This is a genomic window from Paenibacillus sp. ALE3 (assembly GCF_054113405.1).
Map to the genome: position 1 here is coordinate 2,980,684 of NZ_CM134214.1, position 17,965 is coordinate 2,998,648.

18 protein-coding genes are annotated in these 17,965 nt (G+C 44.6%); all 18 read right to left on the reverse strand.

The genetic code is table 11. The annotated features are described in order from the left end of the window. Positions 1–126: 126 nt before the first annotated feature. Positions 127–1,212, reverse strand: coding sequence for a low temperature requirement protein A (locus tag ACXHJ2_RS12840; RefSeq protein ID WP_165079991.1), 1,086 nt, complete (start codon positions 1,210–1,212; stop codon positions 127–129). Positions 1,213–1,400: 188 nt separating this feature from the next. Next, positions 1,401–2,468 (reverse strand): dipeptidase, encoded by a 1,068-nt coding sequence (locus ACXHJ2_RS12845; RefSeq protein WP_165079992.1) that lies wholly within the window; start codon positions 2,466–2,468, stop codon positions 1,401–1,403. Between the two features lie 118 nt (positions 2,469–2,586). Then, a complete protein-coding gene (locus ACXHJ2_RS12850; RefSeq protein ID WP_007430104.1) occupies positions 2,587–2,847 on the reverse strand; it encodes a stage V sporulation protein S in 261 nt (86 codons plus the stop codon). 129 nt (positions 2,848–2,976) lie between these two features. Then, positions 2,977–3,771: a TIGR00282 family metallophosphoesterase gene (locus ACXHJ2_RS12855; protein ID WP_165080178.1), complete on the reverse strand. Its 795-nt coding sequence runs from the start codon at positions 3,769–3,771 to the stop codon at positions 2,977–2,979. 76 nt (positions 3,772–3,847) lie between these two features. Then, positions 3,848–5,392 carry a ribonuclease Y gene (rny, locus tag ACXHJ2_RS12860; protein ID WP_013309958.1) on the reverse strand — a complete coding sequence of 515 codons (1,545 nt, stop codon included), beginning with the start codon at positions 5,390–5,392 and terminating at the stop codon, positions 3,848–3,850. Positions 5,393–5,753: 361 nt separating this feature from the next. Further along, positions 5,754–6,503, reverse strand: coding sequence for a regulatory protein RecX (locus tag ACXHJ2_RS12865; RefSeq protein WP_058829500.1), 750 nt, complete (start codon positions 6,501–6,503; stop codon positions 5,754–5,756). 210 nt (positions 6,504–6,713) lie between these two features. After that, on the reverse strand, positions 6,714–7,775 hold the full coding sequence (gene recA / locus ACXHJ2_RS12870) for a recombinase RecA (protein ID WP_025679773.1): 1,062 nt from the start codon (positions 7,773–7,775) through the stop codon (positions 6,714–6,716). 226 nt (positions 7,776–8,001) lie between these two features. Continuing rightward, entirely contained in the window at positions 8,002–9,270 is a 1,269-nt protein-coding gene (locus ACXHJ2_RS12875; protein WP_058710513.1) for a competence/damage-inducible protein A, read from the reverse strand. A gap of 93 nt (positions 9,271–9,363) precedes the next feature. Next, on the reverse strand, positions 9,364–9,951 hold the full coding sequence (pgsA, locus tag ACXHJ2_RS12880; RefSeq protein ID WP_013370751.1) for a CDP-diacylglycerol--glycerol-3-phosphate 3-phosphatidyltransferase: 588 nt from the start codon (positions 9,949–9,951) through the stop codon (positions 9,364–9,366). A gap of 208 nt (positions 9,952–10,159) precedes the next feature. Beyond that, the gene (locus ACXHJ2_RS12885) at positions 10,160–10,651 is read right to left on the reverse strand and encodes a YajQ family cyclic di-GMP-binding protein (RefSeq protein WP_013370750.1); all 492 of its coding nucleotides are present in this window, start codon (positions 10,649–10,651) and stop codon (positions 10,160–10,162) included. Positions 10,652–10,795: 144 nt separating this feature from the next. Further along, positions 10,796–10,960 carry a hypothetical protein gene (locus tag ACXHJ2_RS12890; protein WP_013370749.1) on the reverse strand — a complete coding sequence of 55 codons (165 nt, stop codon included), beginning with the start codon at positions 10,958–10,960 and terminating at the stop codon, positions 10,796–10,798. Between the two features lie 84 nt (positions 10,961–11,044). After that, positions 11,045–12,139 (reverse strand): helix-turn-helix domain-containing protein, encoded by a 1,095-nt coding sequence (locus tag ACXHJ2_RS12895; RefSeq protein ID WP_013370748.1) that lies wholly within the window; start codon positions 12,137–12,139, stop codon positions 11,045–11,047. A gap of 30 nt (positions 12,140–12,169) precedes the next feature. Continuing rightward, positions 12,170–12,943 (reverse strand): DUF3388 domain-containing protein, encoded by a 774-nt coding sequence (locus ACXHJ2_RS12900; protein ID WP_013370747.1) that lies wholly within the window; start codon positions 12,941–12,943, stop codon positions 12,170–12,172. 228 nt (positions 12,944–13,171) lie between these two features. Next, the gene (locus ACXHJ2_RS12905) at positions 13,172–13,426 is read right to left on the reverse strand and encodes a DUF3243 domain-containing protein (protein ID WP_013370745.1); all 255 of its coding nucleotides are present in this window, start codon (positions 13,424–13,426) and stop codon (positions 13,172–13,174) included. Between the two features lie 102 nt (positions 13,427–13,528). Continuing rightward, positions 13,529–14,296 (reverse strand): elongation factor P 5-aminopentanone reductase, encoded by a 768-nt coding sequence (gene ymfI, locus ACXHJ2_RS12910; protein WP_013370744.1) that lies wholly within the window; start codon positions 14,294–14,296, stop codon positions 13,529–13,531. Between the two features lie 20 nt (positions 14,297–14,316). Next, positions 14,317–15,597: an EF-P 5-aminopentanol modification-associated protein YfmH gene (yfmH, locus tag ACXHJ2_RS12915; protein WP_165079993.1), complete on the reverse strand. Its 1,281-nt coding sequence runs from the start codon at positions 15,595–15,597 to the stop codon at positions 14,317–14,319. 2 nt (positions 15,598–15,599) lie between these two features. Next, on the reverse strand, positions 15,600–16,880 hold the full coding sequence (gene yfmF / locus ACXHJ2_RS12920; RefSeq protein ID WP_165079994.1) for an EF-P 5-aminopentanol modification-associated protein YfmF: 1,281 nt from the start codon (positions 16,878–16,880) through the stop codon (positions 15,600–15,602). 160 nt (positions 16,881–17,040) lie between these two features. After that, on the reverse strand, positions 17,041–17,892 hold the full coding sequence (gene sleB / locus ACXHJ2_RS12925) for a spore cortex-lytic enzyme (protein ID WP_165079995.1): 852 nt from the start codon (positions 17,890–17,892) through the stop codon (positions 17,041–17,043). Positions 17,893–17,965 lie beyond the last annotated feature (73 nt).

Consider the following 17,965-nt stretch of genomic DNA (forward strand, 5'->3'; position numbering starts at 1 on the left):
TCTCTATACAATACTTTACACATCTATGCTATTATACTCCTATTTCGACAAGAAAGAAAAGGATAGCACATAAAGTTCCCTTTTTCGCCCTAACCAGCCATATATATCGTCCCTATAAAACTTGGATCAAACCGTCATTTTAGCAAACAGAAGAAAGAAAAGCATGATCGTAGCTACGATGAGATGAGGAACTACAATAAATATATTCAGAATAAACAGGACACAGAGAATTCCAGTTAAGAAAAGAATGACTCTGAGACGAGGTTTAAGGTGACTTAATCTGTACTGATGGAATACCAGCAAAACTGACAAAAAATAAATAAAAACAGAAGCAAAAGTAAAGCAAAGTACAAAAGTATAGGCTGCTTGCCCCAAAAATAAGAGCTGTATGGAAGCCGCAAGCATGCTAAGAGAAAGATAAATAAACAAATGGCCATAAATAATAGTCTGTCCTGCTGTTTGTTTTGATTTGTCTACGCGCTTCTCTATATTCTCAAAATATTGCCACCAGATTGCAATGACTAGCACAAATGTCAAAGCAGCAAATACAATGGAGGAGACTGTGAAATGATCGGATTGTAAAACAGAAAGTATACTTATCACTGATTCTCCAAGCAGGATTAAAGTAAACTGTGCAAATCGCTCCAAAAGATGCTCTGTATGGATAGGTGTGATCACCAGCTTTTTACGACCGATCAAAGGAACGAGGATATCCACCGCAATGCCAGTATATAAAATCAAATATCGAACCCACGAGTCGAAGAAAAGGGAGCAGCTAGAGATGACTATCCCAACCCAAAGATAGGTTCCAAAAAAACGAGCTGTTTCCTGTTTATGAGCTGTTTCTTTGGGGGCCGTAAGTAGATATTGAACGACAGTCAGGCCTCTTAAACCAATATAGCCAACAAAAAAAGATGCATAGTACGCATCAAAATCTACATTCAAGCTGGCAGTCATGATTAATACAAAAAATAATTGCAAAATCATAAAAATTCGATGCGTTATACTGTCTTGACCAAAACGATTGTTATAGACAGTTTGCCCCACCCATGCCCACCAGATCGGAATAAAAATCAAAATAAACTTCTCTAAATTATGCCAACCAACACTGCCATGCTCAACATGTAGTAAAACATGAGTCGCCTTGGACACAGCTGCTACAAACAATAAATCATAAAAGAGTTCAAGCCAGGTAACCTTTTTTATCAACATGATGTAACGGAGCTCCCCTCTAGTATGGCGGTATAGCATGGTGCTGTCAGACTCGCTCCTACGTATGTCCAATTTCGGAAAGCGTTATTTTAGCCCCATGCAATCCTCGGATGCTCCAATTATTTCGTAATCGTTCTCGCTTTGTCAAGAAAATGCTCAGCCGAAAGCAACTGCTATATTAAGCTATTTTAAGAAGACATTTTAGATGGCAGATTCGTTCGCAAATAGTCCAGTGCATGTTCTCCCAGCCATCCCTTGACCAGCTCCTCAGAGTAATGCTTCAGCAGTAGTTCTGCAAAAGCCGGATATTTCCCCGCGTGCTCCAGTCCTCGCACATGGGCCTCGATACCATCAAAATCAGAGCCAAACATCAAATGTCTTTCGCCACCTAATGAACAAATGTGATCAATGTGCGGTAGCAGGTCCTCAGCGTGCACTGTACCCTGCTCTTTCAGAAACATCGTGACAAAGGTCAATCCAATTCGTCCGTTACGGGCGATCAGTGCCCGAATCTGTTCATCTCGCAAGTTGCGGGGATGAGCACATTTCGCAAAGGCGTTCGAATGCGAGGCGATGGGCGGTAAGGCCGCCTCCTCCATCACTTCCCAAAAGCCTTGTACGGACAAGTGTGATACATCTAGCAGCAGTCCCATACTATTACAGCGATGAACCAAATCACGTCCCTTGCGGGTCAAGCCGCCTTCTCTAAGCTCCATAATACCGTCAGCAGCCCAATTTGCATAATTCCATGTCAGACCGATCAATCGTATTCCCATGGCATAGCATACATCCACATAAAACGGATTTCCTTCCAGCGCATCTACCCCTTCGAGTGAGAGTAACGCCCAAGGTGGCTCTGTACGATCCGTCCCACTCTCATACCCATTCGTCATCTTCCCTGCTTGCTTCTCTACGCCTGTATGCTGTACTTGCTCCACTTGACGTATAGCGGACGTATTTTTGAGTGCTGCCAAGTCCTCTCTCCACAGTAGAGGTTTTAACCCGCCTGAGCTAGAGGTAACATGCTGCCTGAACAGTTCAATTTGACGAACCACATGCTCAAATCTTGGCGTGCCCAATACCTGTGATATATAAATAGCGAACGTTTGCAATCTTACGTTGCCTTCTAGCAAACGCTCTTTTGTGACATCAAGTGATGAATGACTGAAATCCACCTGCGAATCGAGCTGCATTTTACATAACACATCACAGTGCAGGTCAACAACTGGCCAATTCGCTTCAAACTTATCATTCATGCACCATACCTCCATTGGATTAAAGCCCACAAATTTATTTTGAAAACCATAATAACTAAACCACAAAGCAAAAAAGCCCGTTTACAAAACGTAAACAGGCTCAGGCAACTTCCATTTATTATCTTGGTTCTACAATCAATTTGATTGCAGTACGATCTTCTCCGTCAATAACAATGTCTGTAAAAGCAGGAATACAAATCAAATCCACTCCGCTTGGTGCGACAAATCCCCGGGCAATGGCTACCGCTTTAATGGCTTGGTTTAGTGCACCCGCTCCAATCGCCTGTAATTCTGCATTTCCGCGTTCACGCAGTACTCCTGCGAGTGCGCCTGCAACTGAATTGGGATTGGATTTTGCTGATACTTTTAATACATCCATAGTAAGTACCTCCCCTGGGAATGATGATGGTTTGATTCCACTATTAGATGTTATTCGAGGGTCAGCAAAAAATTCCTGCTTTTTGGTGACAGTTTTCCTTATTCTTTCCTTAAGTAGCTCACAACAAAGTTAATCCATCCGCCATTCGTCTTCTTTAAGTCTGATTTTCTCAATTTTGCGGGCTTTTCCATCGTGATCATTGAGCTCTACACTGATGGCATGAAAGTGCCATTTGCCCATGTCCACTTGAAAGCGTACCGGAAGCTGGGTCTGAAATTTCTGTAATACAGCCTCTTTCTGCATACCAAGCACGCCCTCATAAGGACCTACCATTCCCGCATCTGTCTGATACGCAGTTCCTTGTGGCAAAATCGTATCGTCATTACTTTGTACGTGTGTATGTGTCCCAACCACAATTGATGCACGTCCATCCAGATGCCAGCCCATAGCAATTTTTTCGGAGGTGGCTTCAGCGTGAAAATCTACTAGAATATGTTTATGTTTTTTGCGCAGCTCGTCTACAATTTCATCTGCTGCACGAAATGGACAGTCAATAGCCGGCAAGAAGGTTCTACCTTGCAGATTAACAATGGCTAGTTCCTTCCCCCCACCTTTTACCACAGTATAACCCCGGCCTGGTGTCCCTGGTGGAAAGTTAGCGGGACGGATGATCCGCGGCTCATCATCTATAAAATCAAATATTTCCTTATTGTCCCATGTATGATTCCCCATCGTAATCCCATGAACGCCCCAATCAAAGAACTCTCTGGCGATGGCTTGAGTAATCCCTCTCCCCGAAGCTGCATTTTCTCCGTTCACGATAATAACATGCGGGTTGTATTTTGATTTTAGCGAAGGGAGATTCTCCCTCAGTGCCTTTCTGCCTACACTGCCGACGATGTCTCCAATAAATAATACGTTGATAGAAAACCCTCCCTAGTCTGCCTTACATAATGAAAAGTGGCCCTACAAGCAGCGGCCACTTTTCATTGAAATGCTTTTATTTTGCGTATTCTACCGCACGAGTCTCGCGAATAACGGTAACCTTAATATGTCCTGGATAATCCAGTTCATTCTCAATCGTTTTCGTAATATCGCGAGCCAGTCGGAATGCTTCCGCATCATCAATTTTCTCTGGCTGTACCATGACACGAACCTCGCGTCCAGCTTGAATTGCGTATGATTTTTCAACGCCTTCAAAAGATTCGGAGATGCGTTCGAGCTTCTCAAGACGACGGATGTACGTCTCTAGCGTTTCACGCCGTGCTCCTGGTCTTGCTGCTGACAGGGCATCTGCCGCTCCAACCAGCATGGCAATCACTGAAGTCGCTTCGCAGTCGCCGTGATGTGAAGCAATGCTGTTGATAACGACCGGGTGTTCCTTGTACTTCTTCGCCAGCTCCACGCCAATTTCAACGTGTGATCCTTCCACTTCGTGATCCAGCGCCTTCCCGATGTCATGCAGCAAACCTGCTCGTCTTGCCAGTACAACGTCCTCGCCCAGTTCCCCGGCCATCAGACCTGTCAAGTATGCAACTTCCATCGAGTGCTTCAATACGTTCTGTCCATAACTCGTACGGAACTTGAGACGTCCCAAGATCTTGATCAAATCCGGATGCAAGCTATGCACACCCACTTCAAAGGTGGCCTGTTCACCATACTCACGGATTCGTTCGTCCACCTCTTTACGGGATTTTTCCACCATCTCTTCAATACGAGCCGGATGTATCCGTCCGTCCGCTACGAGCTTCTCGAGTGCAGTACGCGCAATCTCTCTACGAATCGGATCAAATCCGGACAATATAACAGCTTCCGGCGTATCATCAATAATGAGGTCGATTCCTGTAAGGGTTTCAAGTGCACGGATATTACGGCCTTCGCGTCCGATAATCCGGCCTTTCATTTCTTCATTCGGCAATGTCACAACAGAAACCGTCGTTTCTGCTACATGATCTGCCGCACAGCGTTGGATGGCCAGTGTGATGATTTCACGAGACTTTTTATCCGCTTCTTCTTTGGCCTGCTGTTCAATTTCCTTAATCATCTGAGCTGTTTCATGACGAACTTCCTGCTCTACGTTGGTCAGAATAATACTTCTTGCATCCTCCATCGTAAGATTAGAAATACGCTCCAACTCAGTTACCTGGCTCTTGTAAATCAAATCAATTTGCTGCTGGGTTTCATCGATTCGTTTCTCTTTGTTGGCCACTTGTTCTTCTTTGCGTTCCAGCGATTCCAATTTTTTATCCAGCGATTCTTCTTTTTGCAGCAATCTTCGTTCCTGTCGTTGAATTTCATTACGACGTTCACGAGTTTCTTTTTCAGCTTCGGCACGGATGCGATGAATTTCATCTTTCGCTTCCAATACCGTTTCCTTCTTCAGCGCTTCTGCCTCTTTTTTCGCGTTCTCCACGATTTGCGCGGCAGCCTCTTCCGCACTGGAGATCTTAGCTTCTGCAATAGATTTGCGAATAAAATAACCAATCCCGAACCCAAAGAATAACGCGGCTACAGCAACGAGAACGAACCAGATCGCAGTCATCATACTGTTCACCTCCCCGTTGGTTCCTCCAAGGCATTCCTTGGGACTTTTTGAAATTGTCACATTTACTTTGATCGTCAAACTAAGATAACGACACAAGGTCGCTTCATTTCATATGCACATGCTTTCACACGTACAATTCCGCCTGGCATAGCGGCATCACTTGTTATTTGGCGATGAGAACTTTACTGTGGATTCCGCTTTTTTGGAAGGAAAAAGGGCACTCCACAAATATCGTTTCATATATATTTTATTATTTGACAAATGGCATTGTCAAGGGAATGCAAACATTAGTAGACTACCATGCAGCTGTCCATATAATAACCGGCTTATCTAGCCAAAGGTTCAGCTACCGTTTTGCAACTTATTCCTCCCAATGCAGTAGTTCCTCGTCTTCGAATGCTCCGTCTTGCTCGGCCGCACTGAGATGATTGACCACGCGGCGTGTCATATCCCCTGAATATCCGCGTCTCATAAGAAACGGGAATGTTTTCCTTTTTTTATCCATTATATCACCACGTACCTGATTCCATTTCTTACGTCCAACCGACAAGGCACTCTCCCACTCCTCATTGTCGGTGATCTCACCTAACGCTTCCCCGATAGAGGCTTTAGAGATGCCCTTCTGACGAAGTTCTTGCCTGATCCACATCTTACCCTTACGTTGACTTGTTATACGCTGTCTTGCCCACTGACGGGCGTATAAATCATCATCTACAAGCTTCTCCCTTTGCAATCGTACAAGTATCTCATCAATAACAGCCTGATCCACTTCCTTTTGTGCTAAACGCTGGGCGATTTCCTGACGTGTACGAGGCTTTTGCCCCAAATAGCGCAGCGCATGTACATAAGCCTGTTGTTTTTCATCTGCCAGAACGATATCTTCTAGTTCTTTTTTGACGAATGACGTTCCTTTGAACATGTTGTACTTGATCATTACATCTTCCAAGACAGACAGTGAGTATGGACCAAAATGAATGATGTATCTCCCACGCTTGCGTCCCTGTCCCTGCTCCACTCTAGTTATCATCAATTCCTCATGATCTGGAAAAAGAGAAATCCCTTGCTGTTTATTTTCTTCTGAAGTGTATTCATCTTTATCGTCCAACTGCAATATGTTTCCCTCACTTTGAAATTCACGAAAGCAGCATACGATCACCTGCTACGCAAAAGTTAGATTCTGCTGACAAAGCAGACTTTATTTGATGCAAAAATGCCCTGCACAACTGTGCAGGGCATCAGAATCATGCTATTTAAACGGACTGTACCATAATCCCTAGGCTACAGTTCACATGACAGATCAGAGGCGAAGTTTCAGGCAAGCTTATTCAAGCTCCAACAATTCCTGTTCTTCCTTGGCCTCCTGTGCCAACTCTTCTTCTGTCGGTGGAGCAATTGTTGTAATTAAATTACTGGCCACCCGGATTTTTTGCTCGATCGTGCTAGCAATGTTCGGATTTTCCTTCAAAAATTGCTTTGCATTCTCACGTCCCTGACCAAGGCGCTCGCCTTCGTAGGAATACCAAGCTCCGCTCTTGTCGACAATGTCGTGCTCCGTACCGATATCAATCAAGCTTCCTTCTTTGGAAATGCCCTCACCGTACATAATATCCACTTCAGCCTGACGGAAAGGAGGTGCGACTTTATTCTTCACGACTTTAATACGTGTACGGTTACCCACGATGTCGTTACCCATTTTCAAGCTTTCGATACGACGAACATCCAAACGTACCGTAGAGTAAAACTTCAAGGCACGTCCACCCGGTGTAGTTTCAGGGTTACCGAACATAACACCTACTTTTTCACGGAGCTGGTTGATAAAGATAGCAATGGTTTTCGATTTATTAATGGCTCCAGACAGCTTACGCAATGCCTGTGACATCAAGCGCGCTTGAAGACCGACATGGGAATCTCCCATTTCGCCTTCAATCTCTGCCTTCGGTACAAGTGCCGCTACAGAGTCAACGACGATAATGTCCACTGCCCCACTACGCACAAGAGCTTCGGCAATCTCCAATGCCTGCTCACCTGTATCTGGTTGCGATAGTAACAACTCATCAATATTGACACCCAGCTTGCTCGCATACGACGGATCAAGCGCATGCTCGGCATCGATAAAGGCGGCTTGTCCGCCTGTTTTTTGCACCTCTGCAATAGCATGAAGAGCTACTGTCGTTTTACCGGATGATTCCGGTCCATATACTTCAATAATCCGGCCTCTTGGAAAGCCGCCCGTTCCTAACGCAATATCCAAAGCAATCGAACCACTGGGGATTGTTTCCACTTGCATGTGAGTAGACTCACCCAACTTCATAATGGAACCTTTACCAAATTGCTTTTCTATTTGACGGAGCGCCATATCCAGCGCAGCACGACGATCTGACAATAAACTCACATCCTTCATTGTTTGTACTTTAATAATACCTTGTTTTGACACGCTTGCCAAGCATTTTTTCGAACATACATTCGTTTTTTTATTTCCCGCAGCTCTCTTCTATAGTTATACCTTTCTCTTAAAACGAAAAAAGAACCGCTGGCAAAAAGCTTTGCAACGGTTCTTCCGAATAAAAAGATTATATCATGAATATCTATCTAAAACAACTCATCAATAATTAAGAGAGTTTCTCGTTCTCTACCAATCGGCGCCACAATCTGTACAGGATAGCTTTGACAGATCGCAAACGGATGGTCTCACGGTTACCGCTTAAATTCAGCTCATATACTTCTGTTTCCTTGTCGCGCTCAGCAATACCAATATACACCAGGCCGACTGGCTTCCGCTCGGAATATCCGGGCCCAGCTACACCAGTAACAGAAAGTCCGAAATCGCTGTCCATAATCATTCTTGCCTGCTCTGCAAGCACAAGGGCTACTTCCTTACTCACTGCGCCTGGCGCATGATCCCCTTCCAAATAATCATAAGGCACATTGAGCAATTTCATCTTCATTTCATTGGAATAACACACGATGCCACCTTGAAACATAACAGCACTGCCAGGTATAGAAGTGATGTGTTCCATCAGCATACCGCCTGTACAGCTTTCCGCTGCGCTCACAGTGAGTCCGCGCTTGGCCATTAAATCTACAATCACCTTCTCCAGCGTAACATCCTCACTTGCATACATATATTCGGAAAGACGCTGCTGAATTTGTACTTCCGTAGCCGTCAGCTTAATTAAAGCTTCACTCTCACTGGCCGCCTTGGTGGATATACGGATCGTGACTTCCCCTTCCTTGGCATAAGGAGCAATCGTGGGGTCCGTCTGGGATTCGATCAGATCTAACAAGCGCGTTTCAAGAGCTGACTCACCGATCCCTGCGAATTTTAGCATTTTCGAATAAATCGGCATCTCCTCACCGCTTAATGCCTGCTGAAGCAACCATGGTTTAGCATGATTTGCAAACATAGGTTTAAGTTCCTTAGGTGGTCCGGGCAAAACCACATAAAATTTACCGTCCTGTGCAATGGCATCCCCTATAGCTAAACCCGTCTCATTTTCAAGCGGAGTAGCTCCTTCAATAGAAAGCGCCTGGCGGCGGTTATTCTCGGTCATTTCTACCCCGCGGTTACGGAAAAACTGATCCAGCTTGTCCATGGCAAGACGATCTATCTGCAATTTTCGCCCCAGTACAGCCGCTATTGCATCTTTTGTCAAATCGTCCTGAGTTGGCCCCAGCCCACCAGAAAACAAAATAATATCCGCACGCTTCTGAGCAAGACGTACCGCTTCCTGAAGTCGATCCATGTTATCGCCAACTACAGTCTGAAAATATACATCAATTCCGATAGTAGCTAGCTCTTGTGACAAATATTGGGCATTTGTATTTACTATTTGTCCAAGTAATAACTCTGTTCCTACTGCAATGATTTCAGCTTTCATCAATTCGTCCTCCTATGATGCGTATAATGTGAATTATGTAAAGAAACAGCAATAAGTTAAGTCCCTATTGCTGTTTCCATAAGATTTATCCTGTTAAACTTTAGAGGAGCTCAGCAAATGGATATTCTTTACAAAGTAATCAATACCCGAATAAATGGTGATTAACACAGCTGCCCATATCGCTATTAAATCAAACGGAATACCCAGAAAAACAAACGGGAAATTATTAATGAGCAGTGCTACAATAGCAATGATCTGGATGATCGTCTTTAATTTCCCCCAATTGCTTGCAGCAACCACAGAGCCATCTAATAAGGCGATCTGTCTCAGACCCGTAACCGCAAACTCACGACTGACAATTACAACGACAACCCAAGAATCAATTTTTCCCATTTCCACCAAAGAAACCAAAATAGCAGTTACCAACAGCTTATCAGCAAGGGGGTCCAACAGCTTGCCCAAATTGGTGACCATATTATTTTTACGAGCCAAATATCCGTCAAGGCCATCTGTGCTGGCTGCTACAAGGAAAATGATAGCCGCAATCAGCTGATTATACGGCAGCGTGAATGCACCGATCTCAATCGGTGGCGGATAAAAATCAAAATCCACCAGCAAAGCCAGCATCATCACCGGGATAAGGCAAATCCGCGTTATTGTAATTCTGTTGGGTAAATTCACAACACACTCTCCCCTGATTATCGTACTTGATTACAAATGGCAGCTTTCGGATTGATTTCAATCCTATGTAAATCGCTTTCGACGAGCGTTATACACCTCAATGTCTGCATTTTCGTTACAAGTATAATATGGCGCAAAACGCATGTCAAAATAACCTGCTGCACATCAAGCAACGTTTAGTCCTACAAAATCTATGAGAGAAAACGGCTTATTTCATGTTTGTAAATTGAAGCTCCAACGGCAGATCGGCTTTCCGCAGCAATTGAATAATGGCTTGTAAATCATCCCTATTTTTTCCAGTTACTCGAATTTGATCACCTTGAATCTGACTTTTCACTTTAAGCTTGGAATCCCGAATAAGGATATTAATTTTTTTGGCGTTATCCTGATCAATTCCCTGCTTAAGAGAAAGACGCTGACGCACTGAACCTAAAGAAGCTGGTTCCAATTTTCCAAATTCCACGTTTTTAAGGGATAGACCTCGTTTGACCATTTTAGATTGCAAAATATCAATCACCGCATTCAGCTTGTATTCATCTTCCGATGCAATCGTAAGAGCATCTTTCTCAAGCTTGAGGCTACTTTTGCTCCCCTTGAAATCAAATCTCGTTTCAATTTCACGCTCCGTCTGATGAACCGCATTTGTTAACTCCTGCATATCCATTTTGGAGACGATATCAAATGAATTTTCTGAAGCCATCGTTTCACTTTCCTTTCCACAACAAAGTTCAATATCTAATTATAGGCTAGTCATTTACAAAAATCCAATAATCCGTTCACTAAAAAGGCGTTCTTGCCAGTCCCCCGACAAAAACGCCTTTATTACAATTGCAGTTTAACATTTCTAATAGTGACTTCGTGTTGGATTTCTAAACATATCCAAAATTCCAAGCACAATGTGAGCAAGACCAAAGCCTAATATGCCATAGCCCCATGCATTCGGTGTTAGATAATAGCCCAGTAAACTGACAATAATCCCGAGCCCAGTCACAATCCAGCTGACGGTCATAACGTATACACCTCACTTTGCGGAAAATGAACTGACTGACTTTCCAAGAATTACAGTCATTAGTATTTCACCGCAACAAGGCGTTTATTCACCATCAGTAGTTGTACTAGAATCTGTCCCACTTTGTGTAGTATCCGTACTACCATTTGTCGTCGTATCCGTTGAACCCGTCACCCCACTACTCGCTCCAGTGGAAGAAGCTTCCCCTTGCTGTATCAACACGCGAGTCGTCGATTTATTATCGGTTATCGGTTGGCCGGCGACGGAAATATCCGTGGCAGAAGACCGTCCTGATTTGATATATAAGCCTTCTGGACCGATATCAAAAGACATGGCATCTCCACTTTTAGTCATACCATAGCTCAGCTTTTCTCCACGGGAATTTTGTCCCTTGTACACCTCAAGCCAGCTTTCGCCCGTTGCCTTAATATCAACCTTGACCGTGGCCCCCGTTGCACTGGAGACTTTGAAGATCGTCGTCTTGCCTTGCTTACCATCCTGAGCCACAGTTACTCCCTGCGCTGGCGTAGTCGTATCCGGCTGCTGACCAGTATTTGGAGTCGTCGCATCTGTAGTTCCCGTACCACCTGGCTGGGTTTCCCCGGTTTTTCCCGTATCAGGGGTCTGCCCGCCAGCACCATTTGGTGCCGTTGTCTGACCATTATTCGGTGTCGTAGTTGTATTTGGAGTAGACGTGTTTGGTGTCGTACTTGGCGTTGTGTTAGGTGTTGTACTTGGTGTACTTGGTGTTGTAATCGGCGTTGTGTTTTCTGCTGTTTTTGGAGTGGAATGGTTGTTACTCACCCAATAAGCATAAATAACCCCAACAATGAGAACTAGAAAAAGCCACATTAACGCTGTAGGCAACCATTTAAGATTGCCAATCGTCGCGGGACGGCTGGAGCGTTTCTGTGTAACAGGCTCCATGACCGCTTCCGGTTCAGGTTCAGGCACATTACTTTGGTGCCCTTCCAGAAGCTCATCGGGATTCAACCCGACCGTTTCGGCGTATGTTTTAATAAAAGCTCTGACATAAAAGCTTCCCGGCAGCACTTTGTAATCGCCCGTCTCAATGGCTTCCAGATAACGTTTGCGTATCTTCGTCATTTCCTGAACATCGTCAAGGCTCAATCCTTTTTGCAGCCGGGCCTCCTTTAATTGCTGACCCAGTTCTGACATGTCATCATCTCCTTGTGTAATTACACTTATTTAAAGATCTTCTGTATAACTGGCTGTAAAGGTATCATAAATAATTTCCTCAGCCGGATTATTGCGAAGTTCAATAATGATATTGAAATCGTCAAAGCTGTATCCCGATTCACGCACAAATACATCAGGATGCTCAATCACTTTGGTACTTGGCATGCTCATAATTTCCTGAAGCAGGTGATAATGTCTTTCATTTGATCGAATTGTACTCACAATGCCGTCAATAATAAACACATTGTTGGGATTCATTTCTTCCTCAGAAAGCTGACTGCGTACCGTCTGTCGTAATAACGTCGACGACACAAAAGTCCATCGCTTCATTGCACATACGCTACTGGCAATAATGGACTCCGTTTTACCCACACGCGGCATCCCGCGAAGACCAATTACCTGATTGCCATCCCTCTTTAATACTTCACCCAAAAAATCGACCAACAACCCAAGCTCATCGCGTGTAAAGCGGAAAGTTTTACGATCATCTGAATCCCGATCAATGTAACGGCCATGTCTAACTGCCAATATATCGACCAGTCTCGGAGCACGTAAGGCCGTGACTGTAATGTTGCTGGCTTTTTTTAACGTATCTCCGAGAATGCGTATTTTCTCGTCATCGTCTGTTTCGAGAAGCATCCCCCGTCTTTCGCCTTCAACACCGTTAATCGTCAGTATATTAACCCCCAGAATACCAAGCATGGAAGCAATGTCCCCCAGCAGTCCGGGTCGATTTTTATGTATCTTGTATTCCATGTACCACTGTTTCGTCTCTTCCGTCACGTTAGCACCTCATTCACATTCAAACCGTCAACAATGCCAAATCAAAGCATAATTGTATCATAAGATAGCATCATTCGACAAAACCAATTATTGAAATTTAATAGGCTATATTGTGTTGTAAGCCTCAATCACGTTTATGATATATAAATTACAATGGAATTACAAGAACAGCTCTGTAACCATTACAGAAAAGCCCCCCAAAAGGGAGCTTTTCATGTTGGTTCCTGCTTATGCGTTGCTCTTAGCTAATTTAACCATTAGCCGGGCGATGGTGTGACGCTCGTTCTCATCGGCAACTCCCCACAGTTCTTTCAGTGCGCGGTTGGAGTGGTTGGCTGGATCGACCTTCTCATCCAGAAAATCACCGATTTCGTAAGCAAGCTCTGCAATGGTATCTTGACTGATTCCCAGCTTCTCCGCTTGCTCTACACGCTGACCAAGGAACTTTTTCCAAACATCAAAATTCTGAACAACTGTTGACATACTTAAATCCTCCTTAGATGATTCAGAGTTAAAATCAACAGTTGTAATATGCTCTTCACAGACGCTTACTATACTGGTGAATTCCTCCATGCGCTGTATTCCTTAAGTCACCCATCCTCCGTTAGGACTTATGACCTGGCCATTAATATAACCTGACTCAGGAAGCGCAAGAAAATAAACCAGGGACGATATTTCATCAGGCCGCGCCAATCGTCCGGCAGGGATATCTTCCTCCAAACTGTTAATTTCGCCTGCATCCAAATGATCCAACATCGACGTGTCTACTGCCCCTGGAGCCACAGCATTCACTGTTACTCCAGAAGGCGCAACCTCTTGAGCCAGCGCTTTAGTGAAAGCGTTAATGCCTCCCTTGGTAGTGGAGTACAATACCTCGCACGAAGCTCCACATATGCCCCACACAGACGAAACATTCACAATACGGCCATAGCGTTGGGAAATCATATGCGGCATAAAAACCTGCGTACATAAAAAAGTTCCCTTAACATTCACGGCCATCACTTCGTCCCATTCCTCTTCTGAAACATCTGAAAGTAGCCCATAATGAGATATTCCAGCATTATTCACTAGAATATCTGGCTTCATTCCGTGATTATCCAGCTTTTCCCGCATGCGTTCAATCTGCTCCTTACTCCGCAGATCGGCTGACACAGTCATTACTTTGCCTGAATAAGTCATGCAACGACGGGCAACTTCATTTGCTTTTTCATGGGACTTCATGTAGTGAATGACCACATTCATCCCTACTGCTGCAAAACGCTCGGCAATAGCCGCACCAATTCCACCACTTGCTCCTGTAATCAGCACAGTCGTATCGCCAATAGCCTTTAATTCTCCGCCCTCGGTGGTCATCGGTTCCCTCTCCCTAGACATTACGGACTCACCACCAGCGATATTGCCATTTGATCCCACTGTATATGATCTTTCAGACGTCGGTTTACATCCTCAAGCGTGATACTTTCATAAACCGGAAGCAATTGAAAAAAATCACTGCCGCGGAAGCGATGTCTTGTAAACTCATGTGCAATATTTTCAGGAGAATTGAGTGTGCGTAGATAACCGCCGATCTTCTTTTTGCGCGCTCGTTCAAAATGTTCTGCTGCAAATCCCTGCTTCTGAATAGACTCTACCTCTTCTCGTATCCTAGCCAACAGCCGATCAGGGTCTTTCGTATCTCCACCGATCGCAGAAAATGCATACTGTTGCGTACTATTGTACTCATGGCCAAAACTGTCCGAAATCAGATCCTCATCGTAGAGCTTCTGATATAGCTGTGTACTGGAACCAAACAAGAGATCAAGCATCAGCTTAGTTTCGAGATCATGACGAAGCAATGCTTCCCCCGTTAGACCTACTTCGGTCTCCTTGAATCCCAAAAGCAGCTTTGGCAAAGAAACGGCCAGCTTTACTTCACGCCGTGGTTCTGCAACTGTAGTGGGTTCATCATCGAAAATCCGCTCGATCTCTCCCTGCGGCTTATAGTCCTTTTTCGCCTGATTATTACGTACCAATTCAATTACTTCGACTGGGTCCACTCCACCTACTACAAAAAGAATCATATTACTTGGATGGTAAAAAGCTTCATAGCAACTGTACAATGTTTCCTTTGTAATTGTACTGATGGATTGAATAGTACCTGCTATATCAATATGCACCGGATGGACCTTGTACAATGCCTCAATCAAACCAAAGTAACTCCGCCAGTCGGGGTTATCTTCATACATATTGATTTCCTGACCGATAATGCCTTTTTCCTTCTCCACATTTTCATCTGTAAAGTAAGGATGCTGAACAAAATTGACTAGCGTGGTCAAATTTTCTCGAATGCGTTCGGTTGCCGAAAACAGATATACTGTTTGATCAAAGCTCGTAAATGCGTTCGCCGATGCTCCATTAGAGGAAAAGGTAGCAAAAATATCGCCTTCAGGCTCTTCAAACATTTTATGCTCCAAAAAATGGGCTATGCCATCCGGCACTTTGACGGGCTGTTGACCTTCTACCCGGAAATGATTATCAACTGAGCCGTATTTAGTCGCAAATGTGGCATACGTCTTCTGAAAGCCCGGTTTGGGCAACACATAAACGTGCAAGCCATTATCCATTACTTCATAGTACAGCGTTTCCTGCAAATGCTCATACGATATATGCTCCAACGCTATTCCCCCTTCTGGTCTCTCAAGAAATAAATAGTGTCCAGTCGGAACGTCCGGGCGGCATCCTGAACATCCTGCACCTTGACTGCCTCCACCTGGCTCAGCAGTTCCTCTACCGTCCGCTCTTTGCCGGAAAGCTGTCTGTTAAAATCATAGGCAATCATTTCAAAAGCGGAGTCCTGCATTTCCTTTAGCAAGTTGCGTATCATTGCCTGCGTCTGGGTCATTTCCAGCTCGGTAATCGCTCCATTTTGCGTATCTTCCAGTTGCTTGCGGATAATAGTAACCGCCTTTTCATAATTAGGAATTTCGATACCGGATTGTATTGTGCCAATGCCTTTATGCCCGTCATACCGTGACGAAGCGTAATACGCCAAACTCTCCTTCTCCCTCACATTGACAAACAGCTTTGAATGCGGATACCCGCCCAGAATACCATTGTACATCAGAGCGGAAGCATAACGTTCATCGCCATACGTAATAGGGGTGCGCAGTCCCATGTTGAGCTTGCCTTGGTTCACATCGAGACGCTCTACTATAGTTTGCACTTCACGTTCTACCGATTTGGGCTGTTCGAGTGCATATTCCGTTTCCGTCGAGCGATTTAATTGAAAATAGCGATCAACAAACTTTTCAACTTCTTCCAGCGTGGTATCACCCACAACGTATAAATCCATGCTGGCATTATTCAGCCATTCTCCATAAGCCTCGTATAAACTTTGTGCACTTATGCTGTCCAGATCAGATCGCTGACCAAGAGGATGCAGACGATAAGGCTCATCCTTGCACATCTCCTCCATACAGCGCTCCCCAGCATAACGTATTTTATCGTTAACTATAGATTCCAGCTTCTTACGAACATTTTCTCGTTCCTGCTGTACATATCCTGTTTGAAATGCACCGTTTTCCAATGCAGGCTTCGTCAGAACCTCTCCTAGGAAAGCAAACGAACGATCCAGTAAACTATCTGGACTGCTTACAAAACTGTCATTAATCGTATCCATACGAAATTGAACGATCTGATAATCTCCACGTTTGTATACATCGAATCCAAAACCCGCACCATACAATTGCTCTAACTGCTCTCTAAATTGTGTAGTCTGCGGATATGATTCTGTACCCCGTCGCAGAACGAAAGGTACCAGTCCCACACGAGTTACGGTTTCCTCACGTAGCGGAGTACCTACATACAGTGATATGGCAAACGTCTTAAAGCGCTTGGTCGGCAGCACATGAATCCTCAGTTGTCTGCGTGTACCACGCTCGAAACCTGTTTTGTTCAAGTCCAAAACTCCTTTGTGACGTCAATTTGCGTCTAGCCTTTGATTAGCATTAGCTGTTGTACATCTCTTTCCTATAAAGAGGTAAAGTGTACCAATCTTTATTCTAACTATGCAAAAGCCAAGAAGCAACCGGAGACAAGCTCCCGGCTGCTTCGGCGTTTTACATGCAGAAAATATGTTCCCCGATGGTTTTCACCTGCGGACGGGACCAAATCCATTTGGAGGTGGCTGTTTTAGGGTTAAAATAATAGAGACATCCTCCGCTTGGGTCCCAGCCATTCAGGGCTTGACGTACCGCCTTTTGTGCAGTCTCATTCGGCGTGAGCCAGATTTGGCCGTCTGCTACAGCAGTAAAAGCCCCCGGCTGAAAGATTACCCCAGACGGTGTGTTTGGAAAACTGGGCGACTTGACCCTGTTCAAAATGACAGCCGCCACGGCAACTTGTCCTTCAAACGGCTCGCCGCGGGATTCACCGTAGACCGCATTGGCCATGATCTTAAGATCGTTTTCAGAAAGCCCCATGGTGTTGGCCGATCCCATCGTTTCCTCATTTTGATCTGATTTATTGTTATTGTTCGCTGCCTGTCCCTGATCGGATCCTTGATTGTTACGATGCATTGGCGTTTCCGTTGGCTTCCAGTGTGGAGTAGCATTCACCAGTTTTAATTTGGTTTTCGCACCAACTACTCCATCGGGTCTGATACCAAACTCCTTTTGAAAACCCTTGACAGCCTTTAGTGTACTACTGCCAAAATGGCTGTCCACTTTCCCACCAAAAAAACCCAGCAACTTCAATCGTGATTGCAGCTCATAAACATCCTGGCCATAAGAACCAAAATCAACCGCTTCTGAACTGAATGTCGGCTGAACAGGCTGCGCTGCTGTTACTTTATGCTGCGTGCTCAGCGACTCTGCTCGCTCCTGTGCAGAGTCGTTTTTAAAAAGTCCTGTGTACGTAATAGCCGAGGCTGCGAGAATACCCGTGCAAATCCAGACCATTGTCTTTTTCATATGCTGCGCTCTACCTTTCTTTTGTGGGATTAACAGGATGGCTACGTTTATTATGACAAGCTCCGCTAGAAGC

What these genes read in the sequence shown, in the direction of transcription:
- ACXHJ2_RS12840 (WP_165079991.1), bottom strand. Translation starts at nt 1,212, where the DNA reads ATGTTGATAAAAAAGGTTACCTGGCTTGAACTCTTTTATGATTTATTG.
- ACXHJ2_RS12845 (WP_165079992.1), bottom strand. Translation starts at nt 2,468, where the DNA reads ATGAATGATAAGTTTGAAGCGAATTGGCCAGTTGTTGACCTGCACTGT.
- ACXHJ2_RS12850 (WP_007430104.1), bottom strand. Translation starts at nt 2,847, where the DNA reads ATGGATGTATTAAAAGTATCAGCAAAATCCAATCCCAATTCAGTTGCA.
- rny (WP_013309958.1), bottom strand. Translation starts at nt 5,392, where the DNA reads ATGATGACTGCGATCTGGTTCGTTCTCGTTGCTGTAGCCGCGTTATTC.
- ACXHJ2_RS12875 (WP_058710513.1), bottom strand. Translation starts at nt 9,270, where the DNA reads ATGAAAGCTGAAATCATTGCAGTAGGAACAGAGTTATTACTTGGACAA.
- ACXHJ2_RS12885 (WP_013370750.1), bottom strand. Translation starts at nt 10,651, where the DNA reads ATGGCTTCAGAAAATTCATTTGATATCGTCTCCAAAATGGATATGCAG.
- ACXHJ2_RS12890 (WP_013370749.1), bottom strand. Translation starts at nt 10,960, where the DNA reads ATGACCGTCAGCTGGATTGTGACTGGGCTCGGGATTATTGTCAGTTTA.
- ACXHJ2_RS12895 (WP_013370748.1), bottom strand. Translation starts at nt 12,139, where the DNA reads ATGTCAGAACTGGGTCAGCAATTAAAGGAGGCCCGGCTGCAAAAAGGA.
- ACXHJ2_RS12905 (WP_013370745.1), bottom strand. Translation starts at nt 13,426, where the DNA reads ATGTCAACAGTTGTTCAGAATTTTGATGTTTGGAAAAAGTTCCTTGGT.
- ymfI (WP_013370744.1), bottom strand. Translation starts at nt 14,296, where the DNA reads ATGACCACCGAGGGCGGAGAATTAAAGGCTATTGGCGATACGACTGTG.
- sleB (WP_165079995.1), bottom strand. Translation starts at nt 17,892, where the DNA reads ATGAAAAAGACAATGGTCTGGATTTGCACGGGTATTCTCGCAGCCTCG.